The sequence below is a fragment of the Pseudomonas silesiensis genome (assembly GCF_001661075.1).
Classification (GTDB): Bacteria; Pseudomonadota; Gammaproteobacteria; order Pseudomonadales; family Pseudomonadaceae; genus Aquipseudomonas; species Aquipseudomonas silesiensis.
This window is the reverse complement of the sequence record NZ_CP014870.1, coordinates 6,429,339-6,455,707: the sequence shown is the minus strand read 5'-3', so window position 1 is coordinate 6,455,707 and position 26,369 is coordinate 6,429,339. Positions and strand designations below refer to the sequence as shown.

Sequence of the window (26,369 nt, the reverse complement as noted above, 5' to 3'; positions counted from 1 at the left end):
GACGGGCATCCAGCCTCATATTCAGAAATGCCCTACATCAATCAAAGAAGCATCTGATTTTCCCTCCGCTTCGCCTCTTCTAACTTGCGTCCTTTCGCTCTGACAAGGACATATTTCGCATGAAGCGCTACAACATCACCGTCGGGGCCAAAACCACCGTCGACGGCACGGTCGTCAGCGGTTGGCATCGCGGCAGCATCAATGGCCAGGCCATGGCCCGCGAAGGCGATGAGGTCACATGCCCTGAATGCGACAGCACCGGGACAATCGTCTGCGTCGGCCCACGCCTGTCGGAGGATTGGGAAGGACGCAAGCCCGCGCTGGATGGCGACCTGTGCAAGTGCAAGTGCGATCCATCGCCCAAGTTGATCGCCAATCAGACCATCAGGTGCCAAACGATTGAAGGCGGCGGCATTGCGCCGCCTGCCCGGGCCGCGGCTCAACCCGCGACACCGGCCCAAGCGCGACAACCGACAGAACCGCGCTTCTCCGGATTTGCACCTTCCGCGAGCTCCGCGACACCTTCGTTCAGCGAGCTGCCGGGGGTAATCTGCCAGAACCTGTGGCGTGGCTACCAACAAAGAGCCGAGGCCGTCGTGGCACCAGGCGGCATCCTGATTGCTGACCCAAAGGCACGTAATCGAGCGATTAATGCGGCGTACGCCAACATGTGGCTTGAGGACCAGCGTTTCCAATGGGCGGGCCTCGCGGCGTTCGCCTCCAAGCAGGTGGGTTGTGGATTGCTGCATGCGGCTGATTCGATCTACAAGATCCAGACCGAACATGACGCGCAATTACGCTGGAAGGATGCGATCAGGAGAGGATTTTCCGGGTTGTTCGACAAGCGAAGCGAGCATGAACGGCAGCAGAGCGCTCAACGAAGTGAGAAAGCGCGGCAAGAATACGAACAAGCCCGCCGCAACAACCCGCTGCCTGGCGGTAAGCGGAACGAGGGTGAGTCGTTGTCGTATGTGCAGAAGCAGCTCCATTACGTGCACGACATGCTGGCGCTTGGCAATACCACGCTGTTTTTGGATGTGTTTCCGCTACACGCTTTTTACAAAGAGCGTGGGTTGTCGGCGCTCAGGACTTGCTTGGGCGCTCGTCAAGATATTTATGAACATGATCAGTATCCAGTCCTGTGGCCGATCGAGCAGAAGAAGGTGACATTTGGTTATAACCACAAGGAAATCCTGCAAGCCTTCGAAGCCATTGATGCAGGCAACATCACCGAGAGTGTTGTTTTTCTTGCCGAACATGAACAGAGGAACATCCTGCAGCCAGCAATGTACAGTGACCTGAATCTGGTGGCTTTGCTACTTGGCAATCAGTTCTCTTATGTTACGAACTTACCGTCCGGTGCCGCTGCAGCCGTCGAGCTGACCCTGGCCAGCCAATGCCGTCCCAGTGACGATGGACGTACAGTTGGTTTCAGCAGCGATTACTTTGCCAATCTGGCCGACATCCATCAACGCATGCCCTTCGTACTTAAGGCCGCGACGCAATTTGATGAGCTGCTGCGGCGCTCTGATCGCCACCTCATCGAACAGGCGATTCTTGACATTGCCGCAGGCCGGGGCGTGCGATGAGGTCAGATTATTTAACTCGGCGAGTTACTTTAATGGAGTAGATGTACATGGTGGTACGCATTCTTTGGTCGGCTATATATTTGGTTGGAGGTGTTCTGCCTGCTGTTGGGTTGGCTCTACTCAGTCTGTTTTTTACGATGTTTGGTGACCTGTTTGGCATATTGCTAAGCACACTCGCATGGCTGGGAACTATCGGGCTTTTATTGGCGTCGTTCAACTGGCCTAGTGGCATCAGGCCGTGTCGCAGGCTGGTTATATCAGTAATGTTGGTAATAGGCTTGATTGTAATATTTCCTGTCCTGATATATTCATTAGCTCACCCTAGCAGCAAGATGTGGTTTGGTGCGGTAGTTCTTGGGCCGACATTGTTAGCGCTTCACTACCTGTGGCAAGTTGCACGGAGCTCTCGCTCCCGCGAATAAGGATCTCTTGCTTTTTAATTCCCTGATATAGGGTGTTTTTATATGGAAAGTTAGAAGTGCCAATCACCGATATGATCGACTGATAATTGATCCAAAAAAATACCCCGCACATGGCGGGGCAGTTTTTGTTCAACGCTTAAGCCTTACAGTCCATCAAGCATCGCCTTGTTACGCACCGCACCCTTGTCGGCACTGGTGGCCAACAGAGCATAGGCCTTCAACGCGGTAGTCACCTTACGCGGACGCTTCTCCACCGGCTTCCAACCCTTCTGATCCTGCTCAGCCCGGCGACCAGCCATCTCTTCATCGCTGATCAACAGGTTGATCGAGCGGTTCGGAATGTCGATCAGCACCTTGTCGCCGTCCTGCACCAGACCGATTGCGCCGCCAGCAGCCGCTTCCGGCGAAGCGTGGCCGATGGACAGGCCCGAGGTGCCGCCGGAGAAACGGCCATCGGTGAGCAATGCGCAGGCTTTGCCCAGGCCTTTGGATTTCAGGTAGGACGTCGGGTACAGCATTTCCTGCATGCCCGGGCCGCCTTTCGGGCCTTCGTAACGGATGATCACGATGTCGCCGGCCTTCACTTCATCCGCGAGGATGCCGCGTACGGCGCTGTCCTGGCTTTCGAAGATCTTCGCGTTGCCTTCGAAGACATGGATCGACTCGTCGACGCCGGCGGTTTTCACCACGCAGCCGTCCAGCGCGATGTTGCCGTAGAGAACGGCCAGGCCGCCTTCTTTCGAGTAAGCGTGCTCGACACTGCGAATGCAGCCGTTTTCACGGTCGTCGTCCAGGGTCTCCCAGCGGGTCGACTGGCTGAACGCAGTTTGCGTCGGGATGCCCGCAGGGCCGGCCTTGAAGAAGTGATGCACCGCTTCGTCGTCGGTCTGGGTGATGTCCCACTTGGCGATGCCTTCGGCCAGGGTCTTGCTGTGCACGGTCGGCAGGTCGGTGTGCAGCAGGCCGCCACGGGCCAGCGAACCGAGGATGCTGAAGATCCCGCCGGCACGGTGCACGTCTTCCATGTGGTACTTCTGGATGTTCGGCGCGACTTTGCACAGTTGCGGCACGTGACGGGAAAGACGGTCGATGTCGCGCAGGTCGAAATCGATCTCGGCTTCCTGGGCCGCGGCCAGCAAGTGCAGGATGGTGTTGGTGGAACCGCCCATGGCGATGTCCAGGGTCATGGCGTTTTCGAATGCCTTGAAGTTGGCGATATTGCGCGGCAACACCGACTCATCGTTGTCGTTGTAGTAACGCTTGCACAGCTCGACGATGGTGCGGCCGGCCTGCAGGAACAGCTGCTCGCGGTCGCTGTGGGTAGCGAGTGTCGAACCGTTGCCCGGCAACGCCAGGCCCAGGGCTTCGACCAGGCAGTTCATCGAGTTGGCGGTGAACATGCCGGAGCACGAACCGCAGGTCGGGCAAGCGCTGCGCTCGTACTCAGCGACTTTCTCGTCAGAAGCGCTGGAGTCGGCGGCGATCACCATGGCGTCGACCAGGTCGAGACCGTGGCTGGCCAGTTTGGTCTTGCCGGCTTCCATCGGGCCGCCGGAAACGAAGATCACCGGAATGTTCAGGCGCAGGGCGGCCATCAGCATGCCAGGGGTGATCTTGTCGCAGTTGGAGATGCAGACAATGGCGTCGGCGCAGTGGGCGTTGACCATGTATTCGACGGAGTCGGCGATGATCTCGCGGCTCGGCAGCGAATACAGCATGCCATCGTGGCCCATGGCGATGCCGTCATCCACGGCGATGGTGTTGAATTCTTTCGCTACACCGCCAGCGCGTTCGATCTCGCGGGCGACCAGCTGGCCCAGGTCCTTGAGGTGCACATGGCCCGGTACGAACTGGGTGAAGGAGTTGGAAATGGCGATGATCGGCTTTTTGAAGTCGTCATCTTTCATCCCCGTGGCGCGCCACAATGCGCGGGCACCGGCCATGTTGCGGCCGTGGGTGGATGTTTTCGAGCGGTAATCAGGCATGAAGCACTCCAGGCGGCTAATCAGGTATCAAAAGGGAAGTGAGCTTCTATTGACGTCTGGAACACCGGAAATGGCCGTGTGTCCTGATGTTTGCCGATAACTTTGCGGGATCGCCGCGCGCTTCAGCTTGAGCTCATAAACCCGCCGGGGGATGACTGGCGATGAATGTGGCGATTCTACACGGCTGGCGGCTGGAGGGAATGGTTGTAGGAGCAGCCGGTTGACGCTCGATTGCTCGCGAGAAACTTGAGAGCGCCGCGGGGTGTCAGGTTGCCAGCGTTATCGTTGACGACCATCGCGAGCGAGCTCGCTCCTACGGGATGTCCGGCGGCTGATCAACGCGTTCAGTCCAAGACCTGTAATGCTCAGCGTCAGAAAGCCAAGGGCCAGAGTCGTGGTCAGGTCTTCTGGTATTCGATTGATCACCAGGCTGATCACACCGCCGAACATGAAAATCAGCATGGCGCCAACCGAGGTGGACGCCCCGGCATTCTCGGGGAACAGATTCATGGCTTTGGAATTGACGATGGGTCTGGCAATGGTGGTTCCGATGGTACAGATCAGCATGGAGATCAGCACCGTAACCGCAGAAACGCCGAAGTGGCGAGTCAGTAACAGCATAACCCCGCCTGAAATGGCGATCAGGCCCAGGCCAATAATGATCTGGGTGTTGGCTTGAAGGTGTCGATGCAGCACGCTGGCCAGTACTCCGCCCAATACATACGCCACGCCATAGAGCAACAACGCCCAGGCGAATTCATACGGCGAGAGCGCCAGACGCTCCATAAAAATGATCGGTGAAGAAACGATGAACGAAAAATGACAGGCGAAAGCCAGTGCCGAGATCAACCAGTAACCCATGAAGCGCACATCCGAACATAAGCGCCAATAAGCACTGAAAAAACCCTTGCTTGGTGTCAGGTGGACAGGCGGGATTTCGTTGAGCCGCCGATAGGCACCGAGCCAGACAATAACCGCCAGTGTGATGAATACATAAAAACTGCCCTGCCAGCCAAGATGCGACTGCAGCCAGGTTCCCAGCAGCGGCGAAATAGAAATGAATACTCCGCCCGCCGTCACCATCCAGATCCTGAGGCGCTCCCGTTCGCGACCCGCGAATAGATCCTGTATCAGCGCCTGAGACAAGGAAAATGCCCCGCAACCAATCGCCTGGAGCATGCGAAACCCCAGAAACCAGCGGTAGTCGCTGGCGACTACGCAGCCAAGCGCGCCAATTGCTGCGATAGCTATACCGCCCAGCAGCAGCTTCTTGCGGCCCCACATGTCCGACAGAGGTCCTACCAGCATGACGGACATCGCCAGGCTAACGGCGAACAGACTGACAGACAGGGCAGTGTCAGGCGGCGAGATCTGGAAGTGGTCGGTGAGGGCTGGGAAGGAGGGCAGGACGACGTCGAGGGGGAATACAGCGAGCAACGTCATGGTCATCAGCAACAGGATGATGGACGACTTTTCGGCGGCAGGTAGGGCGTGAGTCATCAAAGCACTCTCGATCCGTGAGGGGGGGCCGAGGATTGATTTGATGCAAGGGGAAGTCAATGCGGGTGGGTGTAGGACTCTTCTGAAACTGCTGTAGGGGCTGTGGTGGGGAGATCCGACTTTGTCGGATCGCCCCACCACAGTGAAGGCAACCTTGAGGCTTGCAGCGCCCAGAAGGACGCCTTCGCCGGCAAGCCTGGCTCCTACAGAGGTCCGTGTTGTTAGCTGTTTGGCAGCAACCGGCAGGTGATGCTCTTGATGTAGCGGGTTTCAGCAATCGCCGGGTGAACCGGATGATCCGGCCCTTGGCCGCCGCGTTCCAGCATCTGGATGTTGCGGTCCAGGTGGCGGGCGCTGGTCAGCAGGATGTTCTGCAGATCGTCTTCCGGCAGGTGCATCGAGCACGAAGCGCTGATCAGGATGCCGTCCTTGCTGAGCAGGCGCATGGCTTGCTCGTTCAGGCGGCGGTAGGCGCCTTCGCCGTTCTTCATGTCTTTCTTGCGTTTGATGAAGGCAGGAGGATCGGCGACGATCACGTCGAAGCGTTCTTCGCTGGCTTTCAGTTCTTTCAGGGCTTCGAAGACGTCGCCTTCGATGCAGGTCATCTTCTCGGCGAAGCCATTCAGCGCGGCGTTGCGCTCGACACCGTCGAGGGCGAAGGCCGAAGCGTCGACGCAGAACACTTCACTGGCGCCGAACGCGGCGGCTTGCACGCCCCAGCCGCCGATGTAGCTGTACAGGTCCAGCACGCGTTTGCCTTTGGCATAGGGGGCCAGGCGTGCGCGGTTCATGCGGTGATCATAGAACCAGCCGGTCTTCTGGCCCTGGATGACGGGCGCTTCGAATTTCACGCCGTTCTCTTCCAGCGCGACCCACTCCGGCACCAGGCCGAAGACGGTTTCGACGTAGCGGTTGAGGCCTTCGGCATCGCGTGCGGCGGAATCGTTCTTGAACAGGATGCCGCTTGGCTTGATGACTTGAGTCAGCGCCGCGATCACGTCTTCTTTATGGGCTTCCATGGTCGCCGAAGCGATCTGTACCACCAGGATGTCGCCGAAACGGTCGACCACCAGGCCTGGCAACAGGTCGGAATCGCCGTAGACCAGACGGTAGAACGGCTTGTCGAACAGGCGCTCGCGCAGGGACAAGGCCACGTTCAGGCGGTGCACCAGCAGCGATTTGTCCAGCGGCAACTTGATGTCGCGCGACAGCAGGCGGGCGCAGATCAGGTTGTTCGGGCTCATGGCGACGATGCCCAGCGGCTTGCCGCTGGCGGCTTCGAGGATCGCCTGATCACCGGGCTTGAAGCCGTGCAACGGGGTGGCGGCGACATCGATTTCGTTGCTGTAGACCCACAGGTGGCCGTTTCGCAGGCGACGGTCGGCGTTGGCTTTGAGGCGCAGGCTAGGCAGGGACATGACGTCGCTCCGGAAAAAAGAGCGGGAGTATAGCGTGTTGCGACTGGTGGCGGGCCGGGTGGCGATGAAACGCGGAAGACGCCTTCGCGGGCAAGTCGGATCGCCGCACCGCTCGCTCCTACTGTGGATCTGCGTCGCACACAAAATGATGTGTTCATCGCAGATCCACTGTAGGAGCGAGCGGTGCGGCGATCCGACTTGCCCGCGAAAGCGATTTCGAATGTCACGCAGTCAGCTCATTTATCAACCCACGATCAAACGCAGCAATATCAACTTCGAATGGCCCGCCGGGATGTCGGATCCAACTTCATAAAGGTTAGAATTGCCGCCTGACCCTGAGTGCGCATTTATGTTCCAAGAGCTGACCACTGAACAGATCCGACAGTCCTTGCAAGGCATCAGCGTGCCGGCCCAACCGCAAATCATGGTGGATTTGCAGATGGAGCAGTACATGCCCGACCCGGATCTGGACGTGATCGCCAGGTTGATCTCCCAAGACCCCGGCCTCTCTGGCTCGTTACTGAAAATCGTCAATTCGCCGTATTTCGGTTTGAGCAACAAGATCGCCTCGATCAAGCGGGCGGTGAATCTGTTGGGCAGCCGTTCAATCATCAACCTGATCAACGCGCAGTCGATCAAAGGCGAAATGAACGACGACACCATCGTCACCTTGAACCGTTTCTGGGACACCGCACAGGACGTGGCAATGACCTGCCTGACCCTGGCCGAGCGTATCGGCATCCAGGCCGGCGATGAAGCATACGCCCTGGGCCTGTTCCACGATTGTGGCGTACCCTTGATGCTCCAGCGTTTCCCGAACTACATGAGCGTTCTGGAAGAGGCCTACGCTAGCGCGAGTGCGCAATGCCGGGTGGTGGACACCGAGAACCGAATGTTCAACACTAACCACGCGGTGGTCGGTTATTACACGGCCAAGTCCTGGCGCCTGCCGGAGCACGTGACCGCTGCCATCGCCAATCACCACAATGCCCTGGCGATCTTCACCGATGAGTCGTCGCGCAACAGCCAGCTGAAAAATCTGCTGGGGATCCTGAAAATGGCCGAGCACATCTGTGCGTCCTGTCGGGTGCTGGGCAACCAGGTCGAGGACCACGAGTGGAACAGCATCGGGCCTTTGGTTCTCGATCACGTCGGCCTCTCGGACTACGACTTCGAGACCCTCAAACAAACGCTTCGCGACCTTAGCGCTCATCGCTGAGCGACAGCCTGATTCGAGAGCCCCATGCCTGAACTGCCGGAAGTCGAAACCACCCGCCGCGGGATTGCGCCACACCTTGAGGGCCAGCGCGTCAGCCGGGTCATCGTGCGGGATCGTCGTCTGCGTTGGCCGATCCCGGAAGACCTCGATGTGCGGCTGTCCGGCCAGCGCATCGTGTTGGTGGAGCGACGGGCCAAGTATTTGCTGATCAATGCCGAAGTCGGCACGCTCATCAGTCATTTGGGGATGTCGGGCAATTTACGTCTGGTGGAAGCCGGCCTGCCGGCGGCCAAGCATGAACATGTGGATATCGAGCTGGAATCGGGCCTGGCCCTGCGCTATACCGACCCGCGCCGGTTTGGTGCGATGCTCTGGAGTCTCGATCCGCTCAACCACGAATTACTGATTCGCCTGGGGCCGGAGCCCTTGACTGACCTGTTCGATGGCGAGCGCTTGTTTCAGCTGTCGCGAGCGCGCTCCATGGCAGTCAAGCCGTTCATCATGGACAACGCGGTCGTGGTCGGTGTCGGCAATATCTACGCAACCGAAGCGCTGTTCGCCGCCGGCATCGATCCGCGCCGGGAGGCGAAAAGCATTTCCCGGGCGCGCTATCTGAAGTTGGCGATAGAGATCAAACGCATACTTGCACACGCCATTGAGCGCGGCGGCACCACATTGCGCGATTTTATCGGCGGTGACGGCCAGCCCGGTTACTTCCAGCAGGAATTGTTCGTTTACGGTCGCGGTAACGAGCATTGTAAGATCTGCGCATCGCAATTGCGGGAAGTAAAACTCGGGCAGCGTGCCAGTGTGTTTTGCCCGCGTTGTCAAAGCTGACAGGTCCTTGGGGCTATAGTCAGTACTCACTGCCTAGCCGAAGGACCGTGCCATGAACCTGTATCGAACCCTTGTCGTCGTTCTGCTGCTGAGCTGCGGTACGCCCGTGCTGGCGGCGAACACGGGTAGCGGCGACCCGCGTTACACCATCCAGAATCCCCCTGCGTACGCCATGATCGGTGATTTACTGATCGCCCGACCCTTGCTGGTCGCGGCGACGGTGATCGGTGCCGGCGTGTTTGTGGTGTCGTTGCCGTTCACCGTGCTGGGTGGCGGCGTTGGCGATGCCGGTCGGGCGTTGGTGGTCGACCCGGCGAAAGCGGCGTTTGTGCGGTGCCTGGGGTGTATCGGGGAGGGGTTTGAGCAGCGGGAGTGAGGTCAGTCGCATCTTTGGTGTGGCTGATGGCCTCTTCGCGAGCAAGCTCGCTCCCACATTGATCTGTGTTGTTAATCAGATGTTGAAAACGCAGCAGAACCCATGTGGGAGCGAGCTTGCTCGCGAAGGGGCCGGCACAAGCGCTACAAAAACATCAGGCTCACGCCTTGCCGGTAATCTTCCGGTACTTCTCCATCAACTGCTCTTCAGTCTCCGGATGCGCTTCGTCCAACGGAATGCAATCCACTGGGCAAACCTGCTGGCACTGCGGTTCGTCATAGTGGCCGACGCACTGGGTGCACAGGTTAGGGTCGATCACGTAGATCTCTTCGCCCTGGGAGATGGCGGCGTTCGGGCACTCGGGTTCGCAGACGTCGCAGTTGATGCAATCGTCGGTGATGATCAGGGACATGCTAACTCCAGCCAGGGCGCAATACCCGGGCGCAATAAATCAATGCGCAATTGTGCCGCATTGGCGCTGTAGGAGCCAGCTTGCTCGCGATGAACGTAAGGGCGCCGCGCTCATCCAGGCAGCCTGCGTCATCGTTGCAAACCTTCGTCGGAGCGCCGCCCGGAGCAAGCTCGCTCCTACAGATGCGGAGTTTATTTCTTGAACCGCTCGTTAAGCGCGTCCGCCACCGCCGGGTGGACGAACTTGGTGATATCACCGCCCAAGGTGGCAATTTCACGCACCAGCGTCGACGAAATGTACGAATAACGCTCGGAAGGGGTCAGAAACAGACTCTCCACATCCGGTGCCAGCTGGCGATTCATGTTAGCCAGCTGGAATTCGTATTCGAAGTCCGACACCGCACGCAAGCCACGCAGGAACACGTTGGCGTTCTTCTCTTTGGCGAAGTGCGCCAGCAGCGAGGAGAAACCGACGACTTCTACGTTGGGTAAATGTTTAGTGACCTCGCGTGCCATTGCCACTCGCTGTTCCAGGGGAAACAACGGGTTTTTCTTCGGGCTGGCAGCGACGGCGATGATCACATGATCGAACAGGCGCGAGGCGCGTTCGACCAGATCGCCATGGCCCTTGGTAATAGGGTCGAAGGTACCTGGGTACAACACTCGGTTCATCGCGTCGTCCTGGCGGGAGTCCGTTGGGGACTCGGATGGTATCGCAGCCTTCCCGGTCGGCCAAGTCGCCTTTTGGGTAAGAAAGCACTATAGACGATCGCAATATTCTCCTTTTTCATGGGTTTTTCAAACGTTCGGCCAAGGAAGTGGCCAGTTGCGCCGTCAATCCATAGACCGATAGTTGCGGGTTTGCGCCAATGCTGGTGGGGAATAGCGAGCCGTCATGGATCGATAGATTGCCTAGCTGATGATGTCGGCCAAGGCTATCGGTGACGGCGTTTTTCGGATCTTCACCCATGGCACAGCCGCCCATCACATGGGCACTGCCCAAGCGTGTGCGGTAGAGCTCAAGGCTCAAACCGTCGATCAGCGTCCGCGCTTCGGCCAGGGTCTTCACGTAGCGAGCGTCGGCGTGCATTGGCATCACTGCCTTGGCGCCGCCAGCGAACTGGATCTCGGCCATGCTGTGGAAAGCCCGGCGCAAACCGTCCCAGACGTAGGGCGACACCTGATAGTCGAGCACTGGCGTACCGTCACCGCGCAACTCGACGCTGCCGCCGGGGCTGTCGGGGTGAAAGCCGTCGCGCAGTAACGCCAACATCGCATGAGTGTGGGGCAGGTGCTCCATGTGGCGGGCGTTTTCCTTGCCGAAACCGCCGAGCAGGGTCGTAGCCAGCGCAGGGTGAAGCGGTGGCACTTCCAGTTTGTAGGACATCTTGCCGGTGGTGCCGTCCTGCCATTGGAAATGGTCGGAGTAGATCGACTGCGGCGCGCCGTAGAACGGATTGATCACTTCGTCGAACAGACCGGCAGACATGTTGACCAGGTGCAGGAACGTCCGCTTGCCCAGACACTTGTGTGGATCGGGCGCATCGGAGCGCAACAGCAGCGCGGGGCTGTTGATGCCGCCGCCGGCCAGCACGTAATGCCGGGCCTTGATCGTAATCGTCTGGCCCGTGGGGGCGACGCAACGCTCATCCATCGCCACGCATTGCAGGCCAGTGATCTTGCCATCCGCGATCAACAGTTTTTCGGCTCGGGCGAGGTAGAGCAGTTCGCCACCGTTTTCCAGGGTGGCGGGAATGGTGGTGACCAGCATCGATTGCTTGGCATTGGTCGGACAGCCCATGCCGCAGTAGCCCAGGTTCCAGCAGCCACGCACGTTGCGCGGGATGACATGCCAGGCGTAGCCGAGTTTTTCGCAGCCTTTGCGGATCACGTCGTTGTTGGCATTTGGTGGAACCAACCAGGGAGCTACGCCCAGACGTTGTTCCATTTTCTCGAACCAGGGTGCCATCTCGGCCGGTGTGTGGCCTTTGACGTCATGCTCCCTCGCCCAGTGTTCGAGGGTCGGATCGGGGGTGCGAAAGCTGGAAGTCCAGTTGATCAGGGTCGTACCGCCCACCGCCCGCCCCTGGAGAATAGTGATCGCGCCATCCTTGCTCATACGGCCGATGCCTTCCTGGTAGAGGCTGGTATACGCCTGGTCTTCGAGCATCTTGAAGTCGCTGCTGGTCTTGAGCGGGCCTTCTTCGATCAGCAGCACCTTGTAGCCAGCGGCGCTGAGGATTTGCGCTGTGGTCCCGCCACCGGCGCCGCTGCCGATGATGGCTACGTCCGCTTCGAGGGTCAGGTTCTGGATCAACTTTGAACCGTTATAGGTTTTCCAGCCACGGGCCAGGCCTTCGCGGAATGGGTCGGGTACGGGCATCTTCGGGTTCTCTTATTGTTTTGGATTTGGTGGTGATACGGCTGACGTCTTCGCGAGCAAGCTCGCTCCCACAGGTTTTGAGGTGGACCCCCCTTTTGCGAACGACTCAAATCCTGTGGGAGCGGGCTTGCCCGCGATGGGGTCGACTCGGTCTCAGATGTTAGGCGGCCCCGGATACCCGCAATGCGCCCACGATTGCGCGCGGCTGTACCACGCCATCATCACCATTTGCTGCAACGAGCTGTGCCCCATGCGCAACAAGCTCAATGAACTGTTTTCCCAGCGATCTAGAAATTCCCGGATGTCTTCGCTGCTGGCATTTTCCCAGCTTCCCCAGATCCCGGTGAGCGGCCCGCGAGTCACGGTTATCCCCAGCACATCGAACAATTGCCGGGTCAGCTTGAGCATTTCCGGCGACAGGTGCGCAAGGCCGTTATCAAGCGTCTGGAGGGTATCAGCGACCGCGCTGGGCATTTTCTCAACGGTCACGGCGTCCTCGAGCATCACCGGAAGCAGCGCCCGCAGAAACAGCAAGTCGGCGCTGCGCAGCATGGCGTAACCACTGGCCGGCATGCTCGATGAGCAACCGCTGAGGCTGGCGCCGAGCCCGACCGTGGTCAGAAAGGCACTGGCACCCAGGCTGAATTTGAGCAGGCCGCGCCGGGACAGCGCGCAGGTATCGGACAGACTGAGGCTCATTATTTTTATTACCCGGCAGTAAGGATCGTTAGCGGATAAACAGCTTCTGAATCAGTTTTTGAATGGATTTGCCGTAGGGCGGGTAGATCAGTTTCGCCGCGTTGAAGCGTTGTTTGATCAGCACTCCCTTGGCCTTGCTGAAGGTCAGGAAACCTTCGTGGCCGTGGTAATGACCCATGCCGGAAGCACCAATGCCGCCGAAGGGCATATCGTCCTGAGCGACATGCAGCAGCGTGTCGTTCAGGCAGACCCCACCGGAATGGGTCTCGCTGAGCACGCGGTTTTGCTCACGCTTGTCGTAGCCGAAGTAATACAGGGCCAGAGGACGAGGTCGTCGATTGATGTAGGCAAACGCTTCGTCCAGATCCTTGTAGGGCACGATCGGCAGCAACGGGCCGAAGATCTCGTCTTGCATCACCGTCATTTCGTCAGTGACGTTGAGCAGCAGGCTGTGGCCCATGCGCCGGCCCTGGCCCTGATCGAACAAAGGAATGAGCAACGCGCCTTTGCTGGTGGCGTCGCTCAGGTATCCATTGAGCCGCTGCAGTTGTCGTTCATTGATGATCGCGGTGTAGTCCGGGTTGTCCACCAGGGTCGGATAAAATCCGCGAACGGCCTGGCGATAGGCCTCGACGAAGGAACCCACGCGATCTTCCGGCACCAGCACGTAGTCCGGGGCCACGCAGGTTTGTCCAGCGTTGAGCGTCTTGCCGAAAGCGATGCGTTCGGCGGCATCCTTGAGGGGCACATCGCGAGAGACGATGGCCGGAGACTTTCCGCCCAGCTCAAGGGTCACCGGTGTCAGGTTCTCGGCAGCCGCGCGCATCACCTGTTTGCCGACGCTGGTGGCGCCGGTGAACAGCAGGTGATCGAAGCGCAGCCGGGAGAAGGCCACGCCGATGTCGGTTTCGCCCAGCACCACGCAAACCAGGTCCTGGGGAAAGATACGCCCCAGCAGTTCCTTGAGCAGCAAGCCGGTGGCAGGGGTCGATTCGCTGAGCTTGAGCATCACTCGATTGCCCGCCGACAACGCGCCCACCAGCGGACCGATAGCCAGGTACAACGGGTAGTTCCACGGCACGATTACGCCCACCACGCCCAAGGGTTGATAAACGACTTTGGCCGAGGCCGGTTGAAAGGCAACGCCGACCTTGCGCCGTGACGCTTTCATCCAGCTTTTGAGGTGCTGGCTGGCGTAATGGATGCAGTGCAGGCTGGGCATCAGTTCGGCGAGCAGGGTTTCATCGGCGCTGCGATGGCTGAAGTCCTGGTCGATCGCATCGATCAAGGCCTGGCGTTCGTTGCTCAGCAGATCCCGCAGCGCCTTGAGCCATTGCTGGCGTTGCGCCGCTGGCGGCATGGGATTGCCGGCATACGCCGCACGTTGGGCGTCGAACAAAACTTGGAGTTCTTCCAGGGGCTGCTGTAGGTTCTGCAGGTAGGCAATGTCAGCAGTCATTGTCGGCTCCGGATTATTTTTTATGAGGAACTTTTTAGAGTCTATACTCTATAAAGTCAAATGGCATCTGACGCAGCTTTCTTTTATCCGCGTCCGGATAGGTCGTAAGATGCCCGTCACCGCACTCTGAATTTAAGCTCAAGCCATGGCCCCAAGGATCAAAACCAGCGAGCGCATCGTGCAGAACAGCCTGGAGCTGTTCAATCAGCAGGGCGAGCGCAGTATCAGCACCAACCACATTGCCGCCCACATGGAAATTTCCCCCGGCAACCTGTACTACCACTTCCCTAACAAGCAGGCGATCATCGCCGTGCTGTTCAGCGAGTACGAAAGTCTGGTGGACAGTTTCCTGCGCCCGCCCCAGGGCCGTGCCGCGACGGTCGAGGACAAGCGTTACTACCTCAAGGAATTGCTGGCGGCCATGTGGCGCTATCGGTTTCTGCATCGAGACCTCGAGCACTTGCTTGACAGCGATCCGGAACTGGCCGCCCGTTACCGACGCTTTTCCCAGCGCTGCGTGATTCAGGGAACGGCCATCTACAAGGGATTCGTCGACGCCGGCATCTTGAAGATGGACCGGGTGCAGATCGAATCCCTGACCCTCAACGCCTGGATCATTCTCACGTCCTGGGTGCGTTTTCTGTGTACCACGCGGGAAAACTCCAACCACTTGAGCGAACAAGCTATTAAACGTGGTGTTTATCAGGTGCTGGTGCTGGAAGCCGGCTTCGTCACGGATCAGTCCCGCGAGGCGGTCAACGCGCTGTTCGAGGAGTTTTATGTGCCACTGGCCCAGGCGCTGGAAGAAGTGGGATAGAAAGTGCAGGATTGAATACCGCCATCACAGGAGCCCGTTATGCCCATTGCGCAACTGATCAGCCCGCAAGCGTTGGACCTGAAAAAGGAGCAGCCAGGGCTGGTGATTCTGGATTGTCGTTATTCCCTGGAAGACCCGGACTACGGTCAACGCAGCTATGCCGAAGGGCATATTGCAGGGTCGAGCTTTGCCGATCTTGAGCGTGATTTGAGCGGGACGGTGGTCAAAGGCGTGACGGGTCGTCATCCGTTGCCTGAACCCGAAGACTTGATCGAACGCCTGCAAGCCTGGGGCATCAATGCCGATAGCGATGTGGTTTTGTATGACGACGGTCCTGGTGCCTACGCGGCGCGGGCCTGGTGGTTGCTGGCCTGGCTGGGCAAGCGCGATGGCGTGTTTATTCTTGATGGCGGGCTCAAGGCCTGGCACGCGGCAGGTTTGCCGCTGAGTCTGGATACGCCCGATATCGAACGCGGGACCTTCACCGGGGTGCCGGACAACGCGCTCGTCCTAGACGCCGAAGCACTTGTGCAACGTCTCGGCCAGCCTGCGCTGACCTTGCTCGACGCCCGCGCCTTGCCGCGCTTCAAGGGTGAAGTGGAACCAATAGACCCGATTGCCGGACACATCCCGGGTGCGCAATGTGCCGCGTTCACCGACAACCTGGGCAGCGACGGGCGTTTCCTGCCGGCCGATCAGCTCAAGCAGCGGTTTGCCGCGAAACTCGGCAATCGTTCGCCGACTGATCTGGTGGCGTATTGCGGCTCCGGGGTGACGGCTTGTCACAACCTGTTCGCCTTGTGCCTGGCGGGTTATCCGTTGGGGGCGTTGTATGCGGGATCGTGGAGCGAGTGGATCAACGATCCGGCGCGGGGAGTCGCCACCGGCGAATAAACGCACTGCGATACGCCCCCGGCCCGACCCCGTACACCTGTTTGAACTGCCGACTCAGGTGACTCTGGTCGGCAAAGCCTAACTGCGTGGCCACTGCCAAAGGCAAGCAACCGCCCTGCAGCAACGCCCGCGCCCGGGCGATGCGCTGCTGCATCAGCCAGGTATGCGGCGGCATGCCGGTGGCGCGGCGGAACACCCTGACGAAGTGAAAAGGTGAGAGGTTCACCGCTGCAGCGAGCTCTTCCAGGGAGGGTGGTGCCGACAATTGCGCTTGCAGCAGCTCCTTGGCCAAGGTCACCGCCCGGTGTTCCTTGCCGGCCAGCGGTGGCGTTTGCCAAAAATGTATCGACTCACCTTGCTCGGTAGGCATCGGCTTACTCACGCCCCACAGCGGTCAGCCACTGAGGAACGCGTCGTTCCAGATAGTAGCCCGGCTGCCTTAGCGAGCCATCGACGAAGCCGACATGCCCGCCCTTGGCCTGCAGCTCGAATTGAATGCAGTCGGATAACTCTTCTGCCAGCGGCAGGCTATGGGGGAAGACAAAAGGGTCGTCAGCTGCCTGGATGATCAGGGTCGGCGTGCGAATTTCCCCAAGGAAATAACGGCTTGAAGCGCGACGATAATAATCCTGGGCATCGACAAATCCATGCAGCGGTGCGGTCACCCGGCCATCGAAATCCCAGAACGTACGCATGTTTTCCAGTGAGCCCAGGGCCGCCAGGGCCGCCAGCCCCTCCTTGCGCTCGTCCTGCTGGAATTGCCGTTGCTTATTCTTGATGTAGGCCACCATCTCCCGCATGAAATGCGCCTGATAGAGCTTCGAGAAGCCCTGGCCGATACGGTCGGCGCACTGATCGAGGCGAAACGGCACCGACACCGCTACGGCAGCGAGCACGCCACTGTCACGGCCACTCTCGCCCAGATGCTTGAGCAAGACGTTGCCGCCCAGGGAATAGCCGACCGCATATAAGGGGGCTAACGGCCGCTTGGCCTGCAAGTGTTTGATCACTTCAGCGAGGTCTTCACTGGCACCGGAGTGATAACTGCGTGGCAGCAGATTCGGTTCACCCGAACAGCCGCGCCAGTTCAGCGCAACGCTGGCCCAGCCTTGGCCATTCAGGGCCTTTTGCAATCCGGCCACATAAGGCGAGTTCGACGAACCGGTCAGCCCGTGAAGCACCAGCACCAACGGCGCCTTGGCACTGTGCGGGCCGTGCCAGTCCAGGTCGAGGAAGTCCCCGTCCTCGAGCCATAATCGTTCCCGCTCGCGCTCGATGTGGGTGGTTTTGCGCCACAAGGGTCCCCACAAGGTCTGCAAGTGAGGATTGCCAAGGCCGAAGGCGGGGCTGAAACGTTCTGACGAAAAGGACACGATTGCTCTCAATACAGCGGTGCGCAGCCTGCGCGCACCTTCCAGGTCGGTCGGTTAACCGGCGATCTCTGACATACGTTGCCACAACGAGTCAGGGTTGCATCTGGATTTTTGCTTCCAGCCCGGATCAAATTATTGCATCGGGGCTTGCATTGGCAAGATATGTGCAACGGTCATGCGTTCGGGAGTGAAATAAGTGTTGGCGGCACGCTGGATGTCTTCGTTGGTGACCTCCATTAAACGGTCGTATCTCTGATCCAGCAGTGTCAAGGGGAGCTGGCTATCCTCTAGCCGGAAGAGATCAAAGGCTACAGCTTCGTCATTGGTTTCCCTTCTGAAAATCTTTGTAACCGCTCGTCTACGCACCATTTCCAGGTCTTCTGCAGATGCGCCGTTTAACTTGTAGGCTTCAATGACGTGCAGCAGCGCTGTTTCAAGTTCTTCCAGGGATTGATCGGCATTCTTTGCTGTCAGCGAAATCCGGAAAACACCCGCATGTTTGTCCTGGTGGAAGACGCATGCGCCTCTAGCAACAGGAAGACGCCTCGTACCGTTAAGTTCGAACAGGTCGGAAATAATTTGCAGTGCCGCACTTGAAGGGTCAGTGGCGGCGTCAATCTGCCCGGGCACGTTGAACGCTACCAACAAACAGGGCACTTTGGTGTTCAGGCGTAACGTAGTACGACGCACGCCCGGCTCACTGAGTTCCTGCACCTTTGGAACCGATGTTGTCGACCTCAAGGGCAAGGCACCGAAATGCTCCTGCCCCCATTGCTCGACGGCAGCCGCTTTCACGTTTCCGACAATGACCAGACAGGCATTACTTGCGCAAAAATAATTTCGATGCCAATCCTGCACCTGCTTGAGGTCAATCTGGGCGGCGCTTTCAGGTGTTAATGGAAGGTTGCCATAGCCACTTGACGGGAAAGCCAGTGCTGCAAACTCTTCGGGAATCGAATAATCAGAAATGAGTGAAAGATTTCGCTCTCGCTGCGCCAGGCTGGCTTCCATCACTTGCCCCATCGCCTCAATGGTCAGGGTAGGAGCGTCCATTATTCCAGCGAGACTCTTGAAAGCGTTGTTCAGTTCGTCGGGGTCGACGGTAATGACGCAGAGAATGAAATCATCGTAATTCCAGAATCGGAATTTTTTTGTCCCCATGTATTGTTTGTTTGTAGCCAGCATTCGGCCAACAAGCTCGGTGATTCCCGAATTGTCGGTGGACTCGTCACGCTTGCTCACCCTGTAATGCATTGCACAGACAACTTTGGTTGAGTGAGGGTTCTCTAGCGTCATGACCTTCAGACCATTGCTCAATGTCAGCTCGGCGGTTGTCGTCAATGAGGGCATCCGCAGTGGCAACATATGCACGACTGTCGTTCGTTGGGGTGAAAAACAAGTGCGCGCGATACGCTGAATGTCCTGCGCCGTGACATTCAGCAAATCACGTTGTCTCTGGTTGAGCGCGCTGAAGGGAATCTGGTAATTTTCCAGTTGACCCATGTTGAGGGCAAGCCCCTTGTGGTCATCACTCTTGACAAGAGTTGCGAGCGCTCGTTGGCGGGCTATTTCCAGTTCATCTGCGGGCAGGGGATTGAATTTGATTTCATCCCACAGTGTTTTAATGTCTGCCTCGAGTACTTCCAGGGATTGATTGGGTGTACTTGCAAAGACGGAGATACTGAAAAGACTTACGTATTTGTCTTGGTCGTAGCGGCAAGTTCCGTGAGAAACGGAAGGGAGGGTACGGAGTTTTTGCTCAAACAGGGTGGACAGGATGCTCAACGCGCCGCCTGATTGATCAGCTAACGCGTCTCTCATTCCTGCCATGTAAGGTACCATCAGCAGTCTAGGCCTCGATGTGTCCTTGTACAGCACATGGCGCCTGTCCAGTTCGCATGGCTGTTGCAACGCCTGAGCCGGAGGTTTTGGTCTGGAAGGGATAACATCAAAATGCTGCTTCGCCAGATGCGTGACCTCATCTGCTTTCACGTTTCCAGCGACGATCAGGCATGCATTACCAGGCGAGTAATACCGTTGATGCCATTGGCGCATTTGCGTGATGTCAATGCGAGCAGCGCTTTCAGGGGTTGCCATTGGGGTGTAGGCATAACCATTCGGGTGATTCATTGTTTCAAATATTGATTTAAATTCGACGGGAACCCCCTCGTCCGACAGGAAATACCGTTTGTCTGCTCGGTATCTGAGGTGAATGTCTATCACTTCCCCCATGGTTGTTTCGGTGAGGACGGGAACCGTCATCATCCTGGCATTCAGTTCGAAGCAATGATTCAGTTGATCAGGCTTCATGGAAAAACTGAGCGAAGTGTGATTAACGTAATACACTATTTGGGGGCGATGAGATTCAATATCGTCATTGTCACTGTTCATCGTGCTGATGAATACCTGATTGATACCGGTATTTTCAACGGACTCATCACGGCTGGAGACGTTGTAATTGACCAGGCAGGTAACACCGGTTGCTTGAGGCAGTTCCAGAATAATGAGTTTTAGCCCATTATCTAAGGTTGTTTCTATTGGTGTTGTGTTAAGGATCATGTGCAAATTCCTTTTCGTTGGGTGCGAGTCATTTCGCTTGAAAAGGATACTAATGGACTGTCTATTAAAACTAGCGAATAAACTTTTCTGATTAAGTCGTCCGCCGCGCCCTCAAAGGGTGCGGCGTCGATTCACCATCAAGACATCTGAGCGCGCCGTCACAACGCGTAGTACACCCGCCCGGATTTTTGCTCCCGGCCTGTGGACCAAACTACTGCTTCGGGGCTTGCATAGGCAAGATGTGTGCAACCGTCATACGTTCAGGCGTAAGCCAGGTGCTGGTTGCACGCTGAATATGCTCACTGCTGACAGCCAGTAAATTGTCCTGTTTCTGATCCAGAAGCGTTAACGGAAGTTGGCTGTCCTCTAGTTGGAAAAGATGATAGGCAACCATTTCGTCATCGCTTGCCAATGAGATGATCTTCGCAATGGCGTGCTCGCGCGCCAGCTCCAGTTCTTCTTGAGGGATGCCGCTTAACTTGCATGCTTCGATGATTTGCAGCAGCGCTGTTTCGAGTTCTTCCAGGGATTGATCGGCATGGTTGGCTGTCAGCGAAATCCTGAAAAGACCCGCATGCTTCTCCCGAGTGAAGATGCAAGCACCGCTGGAGACGGGAAGGAGGCCAGCGTATTTAAGCTCGAACAGCGCAGAAAGAATCTGCAGTGTGGCAGCCGAATGATCGGTGGCGCCTTCGATCAGTCCGGGCACGTTGAAGGCTACTAACAGTCGGGGTGTTTTGGTGTTCATGCGCAGCGTAGTGCGACGCTCGCCCGGCTCACTGACTTCCTGCCCCTTTGGAACAGATGTCGTGGTCCTGCAGGGCAATGCATCGAAATACTTGCGCGCCAACGCCTCGACGGCTGCGGCTTTCACGTTTCCGACAATGACCAGGCAGGAATTACCGGCAGTAAAGAAATTCTGATGCCAATCCTGTACTTGTTGGAGATCAATCTGTGCAGCGCTTGCAGGCGTCATGTCAGGGTTGCCATAACCACTGACAGGAAATGTCAGTGCGTCAAACGATTCGGGCGTTGCATAGTTGGAAGTAAATAAAATATTTCGCGCTCGCCGTTCCAGGTCGGTATCGATTACTTGCCTCATGGATTCATCGGTCAGGGTGGGAGTGCTCATTATTCCTGCGAGAGATTTAAAGTTTGTCTCCAGTTGGTCGACGTCCGACGTACCAATGCATTGGGTGAAATCATTGTAATTCCAGAATACGAATTGCCTCGCCGCTACGAAATGAGGGTCTTTGACCAACATGCCATAAAGAAGAGTGGTGATCCCCGAGTTGTCGGTGGTCTCGTCGCGCTTGCTGACCTTGTAATTCATGGCACAGACAACGTTGGTTGAACGAGGGTTCTCTAGCGTAATGATCTTCAGGCCGTTGGCCAGTGTCAATTTAGTCGTTGTCGCCAATGAGGGCGTCTGCAGTGGCAAAATATGTACGACTGTCGTTCGTTGCGGTGAAAAACAAGTGCGCGCGATGCGCTGAATATCCTGCGCCGTGACATTCAGCAAATCACGTTGTCTCTGGTCGAGCGTGCTGAAGGGAATCTGGTAATTCTCCAGTTGACCCAGTTCGAGGGCAAGCCCCTCGTGGTCATCACTTTTTGCAAGATTTTCGAGCGCTCGTTGGCGGGCCATTTCCAGTTCATCCGCGGGCAGCGGATTGAATTTGATTTCATCCCACAGTGTTTCAATGTCTGCTTCGAGTGCTTCCAGGGATTGATCGCGCGTACTTGCCGTGACGGAAATTCTGAAAAGACTTGCGTATTTGTCTTGTTCGTAGCGACAGATCCCGTGAGAAACGGAAGGGAGGGTACCGAGTTTTTGATCAAGCAGCATGGACAGGATGCTCAATGCGCCGCCTGATTGATCAGCTAAAGCGTCGCTCATTCCTGCCATGTAAGGCACCAGCAACAGCCTGGGCTTCGATGTGACCTTGTACAGCACATGACGCCTGTCCAGTTCGCATGGCTGTGGCAACGCCTGAACCGGAGGTTTCGGTCTGGAAGGGATAACATCGAAATGCTGCTTCGCCAGATGCGTGACCTCATCTGCTTTCACGTTTCCAGCGATGACCAGGCATGCGTTGCCAGGTGAGTAATACTGTTGATGCCATTGGCGCAATTGCGTGATGTCCATGCGAGCAGCGCTTTCAGGAGTTACCATTGGGGCGAAGGTATAGCCAATCGGGTGACACTTTGAATCAAACTCGACGGGGATCCACTCATCCGACATGAAATGCCGTTTATCTGCTCGATATTTGAGATGAGATTTAATTCCTCGCTTCAGGGTGCTTTCGGTAAGGACGGGAGCCGTCATCATCCTGGCATTCAGTTCGAAGCATTGACTCAGTTGATCAGGGTTCAAGGAAAAATTGAGCGCAGTGTGATTAACGTAGTTCAACACGCGAGGGCGATCAAATTTATTGTCGTAGTTGTCAATGCTCATTGTGTTGATGAATGCAATGTTGATACCGGCATTTTCAACGGATTCATCACGGCTGGAGACGTTATAATTGATCAGGCAGGTAACGCCGGCTGCTAGAGGCAGTTCCAGAATAATGATTTTTAGTCCATTATTTAAGGTTGTTTCTATTGGTGTTGTGTTAAGTGTCATGTGTAAATTCCTTTTCGTTGAGCGCGAGTCATTTCGCTTGAAAAGGATACTAATGGACTGTCTGTTAAAACTAGCGAATAAACTTTTCTGATTAAATCGTCCGCCGCGCCCTCAACGGGGGCGGCGTCGATTCAGCATCAAGATATCTGAGCGCGCTGCCACAACGCGTAGTACACCCGTCCGGATTTTTGCTCCCGGTGCAGGCGCCAATTGCCAGGCAGGCCAAGGGACGATGGCGCGTTTTCGCTTTCGGTGTAGATCCAGGCGTCGTCGGCCAGCCACTTGCGCTCTTCCAGCAGCGTGCAGACGGTCGGCAGCAGGTTCTGGTTGAACGGCGGATCAAGAAACACCAGGTCGTATTCGACAGCTGTCTGGGTTTCCAGATAACGCAAGGCATCGGCCGTCTGAATCTGGCCGGTGGTGCAGCGCAGGGTACCCAGATGCTCCTTGATGCTTGCTACCGCAATATTGCTGGCGTCCAGCGCCTGGCCCATTGCCGCGCCGCGGGACAAAGCCTCGAGAAACAACGCGCCGCTACCGGCAAATGGATCAAGTACCTTGGCGCCGGCGACATAAGGCGCGAGCCAGTTGAACAGGGTCTCACGCACCCGGTCCGGGGTCGGGCGCAAACCCGGTGCGTCGGGGAAGCTCAGCTTTCGGCTGCCCCATTCGCCACCGATGATGCGCAGTTGATTCACACCGTTATGCACGTTGTGGACGGGTTTTTTAGGGCGAGTGGCCATTAATGCTCCGGAACCCCGAGCGGTTGCTCGGCAGGTTTATCAGAAGGGGCCGGTAACGGCTTTTGTGGCACGGTCGGGCCGGCGCTGACGATGACCAGTTTATCCGTGCTCAGGTGTTTGTTCAGTGCGGTTTTGACCTGTTCGACGGTCAGGCTCTGGGACTGCTGCATGAAGTCTTCCAGATAGCTCAATGGCAGGTTGTAGAAGCCCATGGCACCGAGCTGGCCAACGATATCGGCGTTGCTGGCGGTGGACAGCGGGAAGCTGCCGGCCAGTTCGCGCTTGGCGTCGTCGAGCTCTTTTTCCGTCGGGCCGGTCTTGAGGTAATCGGCGAGTACATCCTGCACCAGTTTCAGTGTGCCTTCGCTCATCTCGGCGCGGGTTTGCAGATTGATCATGAACGGGCCGCGCGCCTGCATCGGAGTGAAGCCCGAGTATACGCCGTAGGCCAGGCCACGCTTCTCGCGCACTTCGCTCATCAACCGCGTACCAAAGCCACCACCGCCAAGGATCTGGTTGCCCATGGACAGCGCCGCATAGTCCGGATCGTCACGGTCGATGCCCAATTGCGCGAGCATCAGGTTGGTCTGCTTGGACGGAAACTCGATGTGGCCGATGCTGGCTTTGGGTTCTGCCGGCTGCGGGATCTTCGCCAGGGCCGGTCCTTTGGGCAGCGCACCGGACACCTGGGCGGCAATCGCCTCGGCTTCGGCGCGGGACAGGTCGCCTACCAGCGCAATCACCACGTTGCCGGAGGCGTAGGCTTTTTCATGGAACGCCTTCAGTTGGGCCAGGGTGATCGCCGGTACGGTTTTCGCCGTGCCATCGCTGGAGTGGGCGTACGGGTGATCGCCGTAGAGCCGGTTCATCAGTTCCAGGCTGGCCAGTTTGCCGGGGTTTTGCTTCTGGTATTCGAAACCGGCGAGCATCTGGTTCTTGATGCGCGCGAACGAATCGGCAGGGAAGGTCGGTTTGCCGACCACTTCCGCGAACAGCTTCAGCGCGGGTTCGCGTTTGTCCGCGGCGCTGAGGCTGCGCAGGGACGCCAGGGCCATGTCCTTGAATGCGCCGTTGCCAAAGTCCGCGCCCAGGCCTTCGAAGCCCTGGGCGATGGCGCCGACATCTTTACCGGCCACGCCTTCGTTGAGCATGGCGTTGGTCAGTACGGCCAGGCCCGGCGCGTCGGCGTCCTGGCTGCTGCCGGCGGAAAAGATCAGGCGCAGGTCGAACATCGGCAATTCGCGAGCCTCGACGAACAGCACCTTGGCGCCTTCGGCGGTGTTCCAGGTCTGCACATCCAGACTGCGGCGGCTGGGGGCCTTGCCATCGAGCTCGGCCAGCGATTGCAGTTTCTGGCTGGCCTTGGCCTTGTCCAGGGCTTCGCCGGCCTTTGAATCGTCGGTCTTGGCAAAGTAAAAGGCGGCAGACCCGATCAGTGCGACGACGATCAGGCCGGCCAGCGCCAGGCGGGTTTTTTTACGCTCACTCATGAGTCGTCTCCTGTGGCAGTACATGGGCGACGCTGAGACGTTCGCGGGTGAAGTACAGCTTGGCGGCGTTCTGGATGTCTTGCGGAGTGACGCTTTCCAGGTCGGCCAGTTCGGTGTCCATCAGCTTCCAGGACAGGCCCACGGTTTCCAGTTGACCGATAGCGGTGGCCTGGCTGGTGATCGAGTCGCGCTCGTAGACCAGGCCTGCAATGACCTGCGCGCGGACGCGTTCGAGTTCTTCGGTGGACGGCGCCGTGGTTTTCAGCTGTTCGAGCAGCTTCCACAGGCCGGCTTCAACCTCGGCCATGGTTTTGTTTTTCTGGGTGTTCGGCGTCGCCGACAGGGTGAACAGGCTGTCGCCACGGGTATAGGCGTCGTAGCTCGACGAGCCGCCGGAGACCAGTTCTTCGCCGCGTTCCAGTTGAGTCGGGATGCGACCGCTGTAGCCGCCATCGAGCAGGGCCGAAATCAGGCGCAAGGCATTCACCGGGCGCTTGTCTTCGGCGGTGGCAATGCTGGGCACGTTGAAGCCCAGCATCAGGCTCGGCAGTTGGGTCTGCACGTGCAAGGTGATCTGGCGTTCGCCGGGTTCGGCCAGCTCCAGCGGTATTTTCGCCGCGGGCACGTCTCGCTTGGCGATCGGGCCGAAGTAGCGTTGGGCCAGGGTTTTGACTTCATCCGGCGTCACGTCGCCAACCACCACCAGGGTGGCATTGTTCGGCACGTACCAGGACTGGTACCAGTGGCGCAGTTCTTCGACCTTCATGCGGTCGAGGTCCGCCATCCAGCCGATGGTCGGCGTGTGGTAACCGCTGGCCGGGTAGGCCATGGCCTTGAAACGTTCGTAGGCCTTGGACATCGGCTTGTCGTCGGTGCGCAGGCGGCGTTCTTCTTTAATGACCTCGATCTCGCGGGCGAACTCGTCCGGCGGCAGGCGAAGGCTGGCCATGCGGTCGGCTTCCAGCTCGAAAGCTACGCCCAGGCGGTCGCGGGCCAGCACCTGGTAATAAGCGGTGAAGTCGTCGCTGGTGAACGCGTTCTCTTCGGCGCCGAGGTCGCGCAGGATCAGTGAAGCCTCGCCTGGGCCGACTTTCTCGCTGCCCTTGAACATCATGTGTTCCAGGGCGTGGGACAGACCGGTCTGACCCGGGGTCTCGTAGCTGGAGCCGACCTTGTACCAGACTTGGGATACCACCACCGGTGCACGATGGTCTTCGCGCACGACGACCTTCAGACCGTTATCAAGGGTGAATTCGTGGGTGGGTTGCGGGTCGGCAGCCAGGGCCGAGAGGGGCAGGCAAACTGTGCTGAGCAGCAGGCCTGCAGCGCGGCGGGCTAGAGCATTCATTCGTTTTTAAACCTTTGGGGCTGCCCGCTTGTTCTTAGCGTCAGCGGGCGAGAGGGTGCTAGGATACTGATCCGTTTTACTGGCGGCCACGCCTATCAGGCCTTTGCGTTTGATCAGGTTGTATGGGTTTGCGGCAAAAGGCTGTGTTTTATCGACTAGACTGAGCTTTTTCGCCGATTTTACCGCTTCAGTCCTTCGTGAAATCGATTTTGTAAGGTGCC

20 protein-coding genes and 1 pseudogene are annotated in these 26,369 nt (G+C 57.8%); 6 read left to right on the top strand and 15 right to left on the bottom strand.

The window, feature by feature from the left end; translation table 11 throughout:
* Window positions 1-119: 119 nt before the first annotated feature.
* Window positions 120-1,589, top strand: coding sequence for a PAAR domain-containing protein (locus PMA3_RS28665; RefSeq protein ID WP_064680286.1), 1,470 nt, complete (start codon window positions 120-122; stop codon window positions 1,587-1,589).
* Window positions 1,590-2,154: 565 nt separating this feature from the next.
* Here the strand turns inward: PMA3_RS28665 and ilvD are convergent.
* The 3 genes from ilvD to PMA3_RS28650 all read right to left on the bottom strand — a co-directional run bounded on the left by ilvD (window position 2,155) and on the right by PMA3_RS28650 (window position 6,914).
* A complete protein-coding gene (gene ilvD, locus PMA3_RS28660; protein ID WP_033060521.1) occupies window positions 2,155-3,996 on the bottom strand; it encodes a dihydroxy-acid dehydratase in 1,842 nt (613 codons plus the stop codon).
* A gap of 279 nt (window positions 3,997-4,275) precedes the next feature.
* A complete protein-coding gene (locus PMA3_RS28655; RefSeq protein ID WP_064680285.1) occupies window positions 4,276-5,496 on the bottom strand; it encodes an MFS transporter in 1,221 nt (406 codons plus the stop codon).
* A gap of 221 nt (window positions 5,497-5,717) precedes the next feature.
* Window positions 5,718-6,914 carry a class I SAM-dependent rRNA methyltransferase gene (locus tag PMA3_RS28650; protein ID WP_064680284.1) on the bottom strand — a complete coding sequence of 399 codons (1,197 nt, stop codon included), beginning with the start codon at window positions 6,912-6,914 and terminating at the stop codon, window positions 5,718-5,720.
* A gap of 403 nt (window positions 6,915-7,317) precedes the next feature.
* Between PMA3_RS28650 and PMA3_RS28645 the strand changes: the two genes are divergently transcribed.
* From PMA3_RS28645 to PMA3_RS28635, 3 genes are read left to right on the top strand one after another with little or no spacing between them, the layout of a single operon-like run.
* Window positions 7,318-8,133: an HDOD domain-containing protein gene (locus PMA3_RS28645; RefSeq protein WP_191637769.1), complete on the top strand. Its 816-nt coding sequence runs from the start codon at window positions 7,318-7,320 to the stop codon at window positions 8,131-8,133.
* A gap of 24 nt (window positions 8,134-8,157) precedes the next feature.
* A complete protein-coding gene (mutM, locus tag PMA3_RS28640) occupies window positions 8,158-8,970 on the top strand; it encodes a bifunctional DNA-formamidopyrimidine glycosylase/DNA-(apurinic or apyrimidinic site) lyase (protein WP_064680282.1) in 813 nt (270 codons plus the stop codon).
* Between the two features lie 52 nt (window positions 8,971-9,022).
* Window positions 9,023-9,346, top strand: a complete 324-nt coding sequence (locus PMA3_RS28635; RefSeq protein ID WP_064680281.1) for a hypothetical protein — start codon at window positions 9,023-9,025, stop codon at window positions 9,344-9,346.
* A gap of 160 nt (window positions 9,347-9,506) precedes the next feature.
* On the opposite strand, the gene PMA3_RS28630 is transcribed toward PMA3_RS28635, so the two are convergent.
* The 5 genes from PMA3_RS28630 to PMA3_RS28610 all read right to left on the bottom strand — a co-directional run bounded on the left by PMA3_RS28630 (window position 9,507) and on the right by PMA3_RS28610 (window position 14,298).
* Complete coding sequence (locus tag PMA3_RS28630) at window positions 9,507-9,758, bottom strand: YfhL family 4Fe-4S dicluster ferredoxin (RefSeq protein WP_003195146.1); 252 nt, start codon at window positions 9,756-9,758, stop codon at window positions 9,507-9,509.
* A 191-nt stretch (window positions 9,759-9,949) separates the two neighbouring features.
* Window positions 9,950-10,429, bottom strand: a complete 480-nt coding sequence (coaD, locus tag PMA3_RS28625) for a pantetheine-phosphate adenylyltransferase (protein WP_064680280.1) — start codon at window positions 10,427-10,429, stop codon at window positions 9,950-9,952.
* Between the two features lie 115 nt (window positions 10,430-10,544).
* Window positions 10,545-12,140, bottom strand: coding sequence for a GMC family oxidoreductase (locus tag PMA3_RS28620; protein WP_064680279.1), 1,596 nt, complete (start codon window positions 12,138-12,140; stop codon window positions 10,545-10,547).
* Window positions 12,141-12,293: 153 nt separating this feature from the next.
* A complete protein-coding gene (locus PMA3_RS28615) occupies window positions 12,294-12,839 on the bottom strand; it encodes a hypothetical protein (protein ID WP_064680278.1) in 546 nt (181 codons plus the stop codon).
* 28 nt (window positions 12,840-12,867) lie between these two features.
* Window positions 12,868-14,298, bottom strand: coding sequence for a coniferyl aldehyde dehydrogenase (locus tag PMA3_RS28610; RefSeq protein ID WP_064680277.1), 1,431 nt, complete (start codon window positions 14,296-14,298; stop codon window positions 12,868-12,870).
* Between the two features lie 145 nt (window positions 14,299-14,443).
* Between PMA3_RS28610 and PMA3_RS28605 the strand changes: the two genes are divergently transcribed.
* Window positions 14,444-15,115: a TetR/AcrR family transcriptional regulator gene (locus PMA3_RS28605; RefSeq protein WP_064680276.1), complete on the top strand. Its 672-nt coding sequence runs from the start codon at window positions 14,444-14,446 to the stop codon at window positions 15,113-15,115.
* 39 nt (window positions 15,116-15,154) lie between these two features.
* Window positions 15,155-16,009 carry a sulfurtransferase gene (locus tag PMA3_RS28600; RefSeq protein ID WP_064680275.1) on the top strand — a complete coding sequence of 285 codons (855 nt, stop codon included), beginning with the start codon at window positions 15,155-15,157 and terminating at the stop codon, window positions 16,007-16,009.
* On the opposite strand, the pseudogene PMA3_RS28595 reads toward PMA3_RS28600, so the two are convergent.
* The 7 genes and pseudogenes from PMA3_RS28595 to PMA3_RS28565 form a co-directional block, all read right to left on the bottom strand.
* Window positions 15,972-16,325: pseudogene (locus PMA3_RS28595) on the bottom strand (helix-turn-helix domain-containing protein); the annotation flags it as partial. The gene PMA3_RS28600 and the pseudogene PMA3_RS28595 sit on opposite strands and share 38 nt — an antisense overlap.
* 58 nt (window positions 16,326-16,383) lie before the next feature.
* Window positions 16,384-17,382: a hydrolase gene (locus PMA3_RS28590; RefSeq protein WP_064680274.1), complete on the bottom strand. Its 999-nt coding sequence runs from the start codon at window positions 17,380-17,382 to the stop codon at window positions 16,384-16,386.
* Window positions 17,383-17,514: 132 nt separating this feature from the next.
* Window positions 17,515-19,941, bottom strand: a complete 2,427-nt coding sequence (locus tag PMA3_RS28585) for a M16 family metallopeptidase (RefSeq protein ID WP_064680273.1) — start codon at window positions 19,939-19,941, stop codon at window positions 17,515-17,517.
* 211 nt (window positions 19,942-20,152) lie between these two features.
* Window positions 20,153-22,567 carry a M16 family metallopeptidase gene (locus tag PMA3_RS28580; protein ID WP_064680272.1) on the bottom strand — a complete coding sequence of 805 codons (2,415 nt, stop codon included), beginning with the start codon at window positions 22,565-22,567 and terminating at the stop codon, window positions 20,153-20,155.
* A gap of 137 nt (window positions 22,568-22,704) precedes the next feature.
* Window positions 22,705-23,310, bottom strand: a complete 606-nt coding sequence (gene rsmD, locus PMA3_RS28575) for a 16S rRNA (guanine(966)-N(2))-methyltransferase RsmD (RefSeq protein ID WP_064680271.1) — start codon at window positions 23,308-23,310, stop codon at window positions 22,705-22,707.
* Complete coding sequence (locus PMA3_RS28570) at window positions 23,310-24,800, bottom strand: M16 family metallopeptidase (RefSeq protein WP_064680270.1); 1,491 nt, start codon at window positions 24,798-24,800, stop codon at window positions 23,310-23,312. The genes rsmD and PMA3_RS28570 overlap by 1 nt, the downstream gene beginning before the upstream one ends.
* Window positions 24,793-26,148, bottom strand: coding sequence for a M16 family metallopeptidase (locus tag PMA3_RS28565; RefSeq protein WP_064680269.1), 1,356 nt, complete (start codon window positions 26,146-26,148; stop codon window positions 24,793-24,795). The genes PMA3_RS28570 and PMA3_RS28565 overlap by 8 nt, the downstream gene beginning before the upstream one ends.
* Window positions 26,149-26,369: the final 221 nt, after the last annotated feature.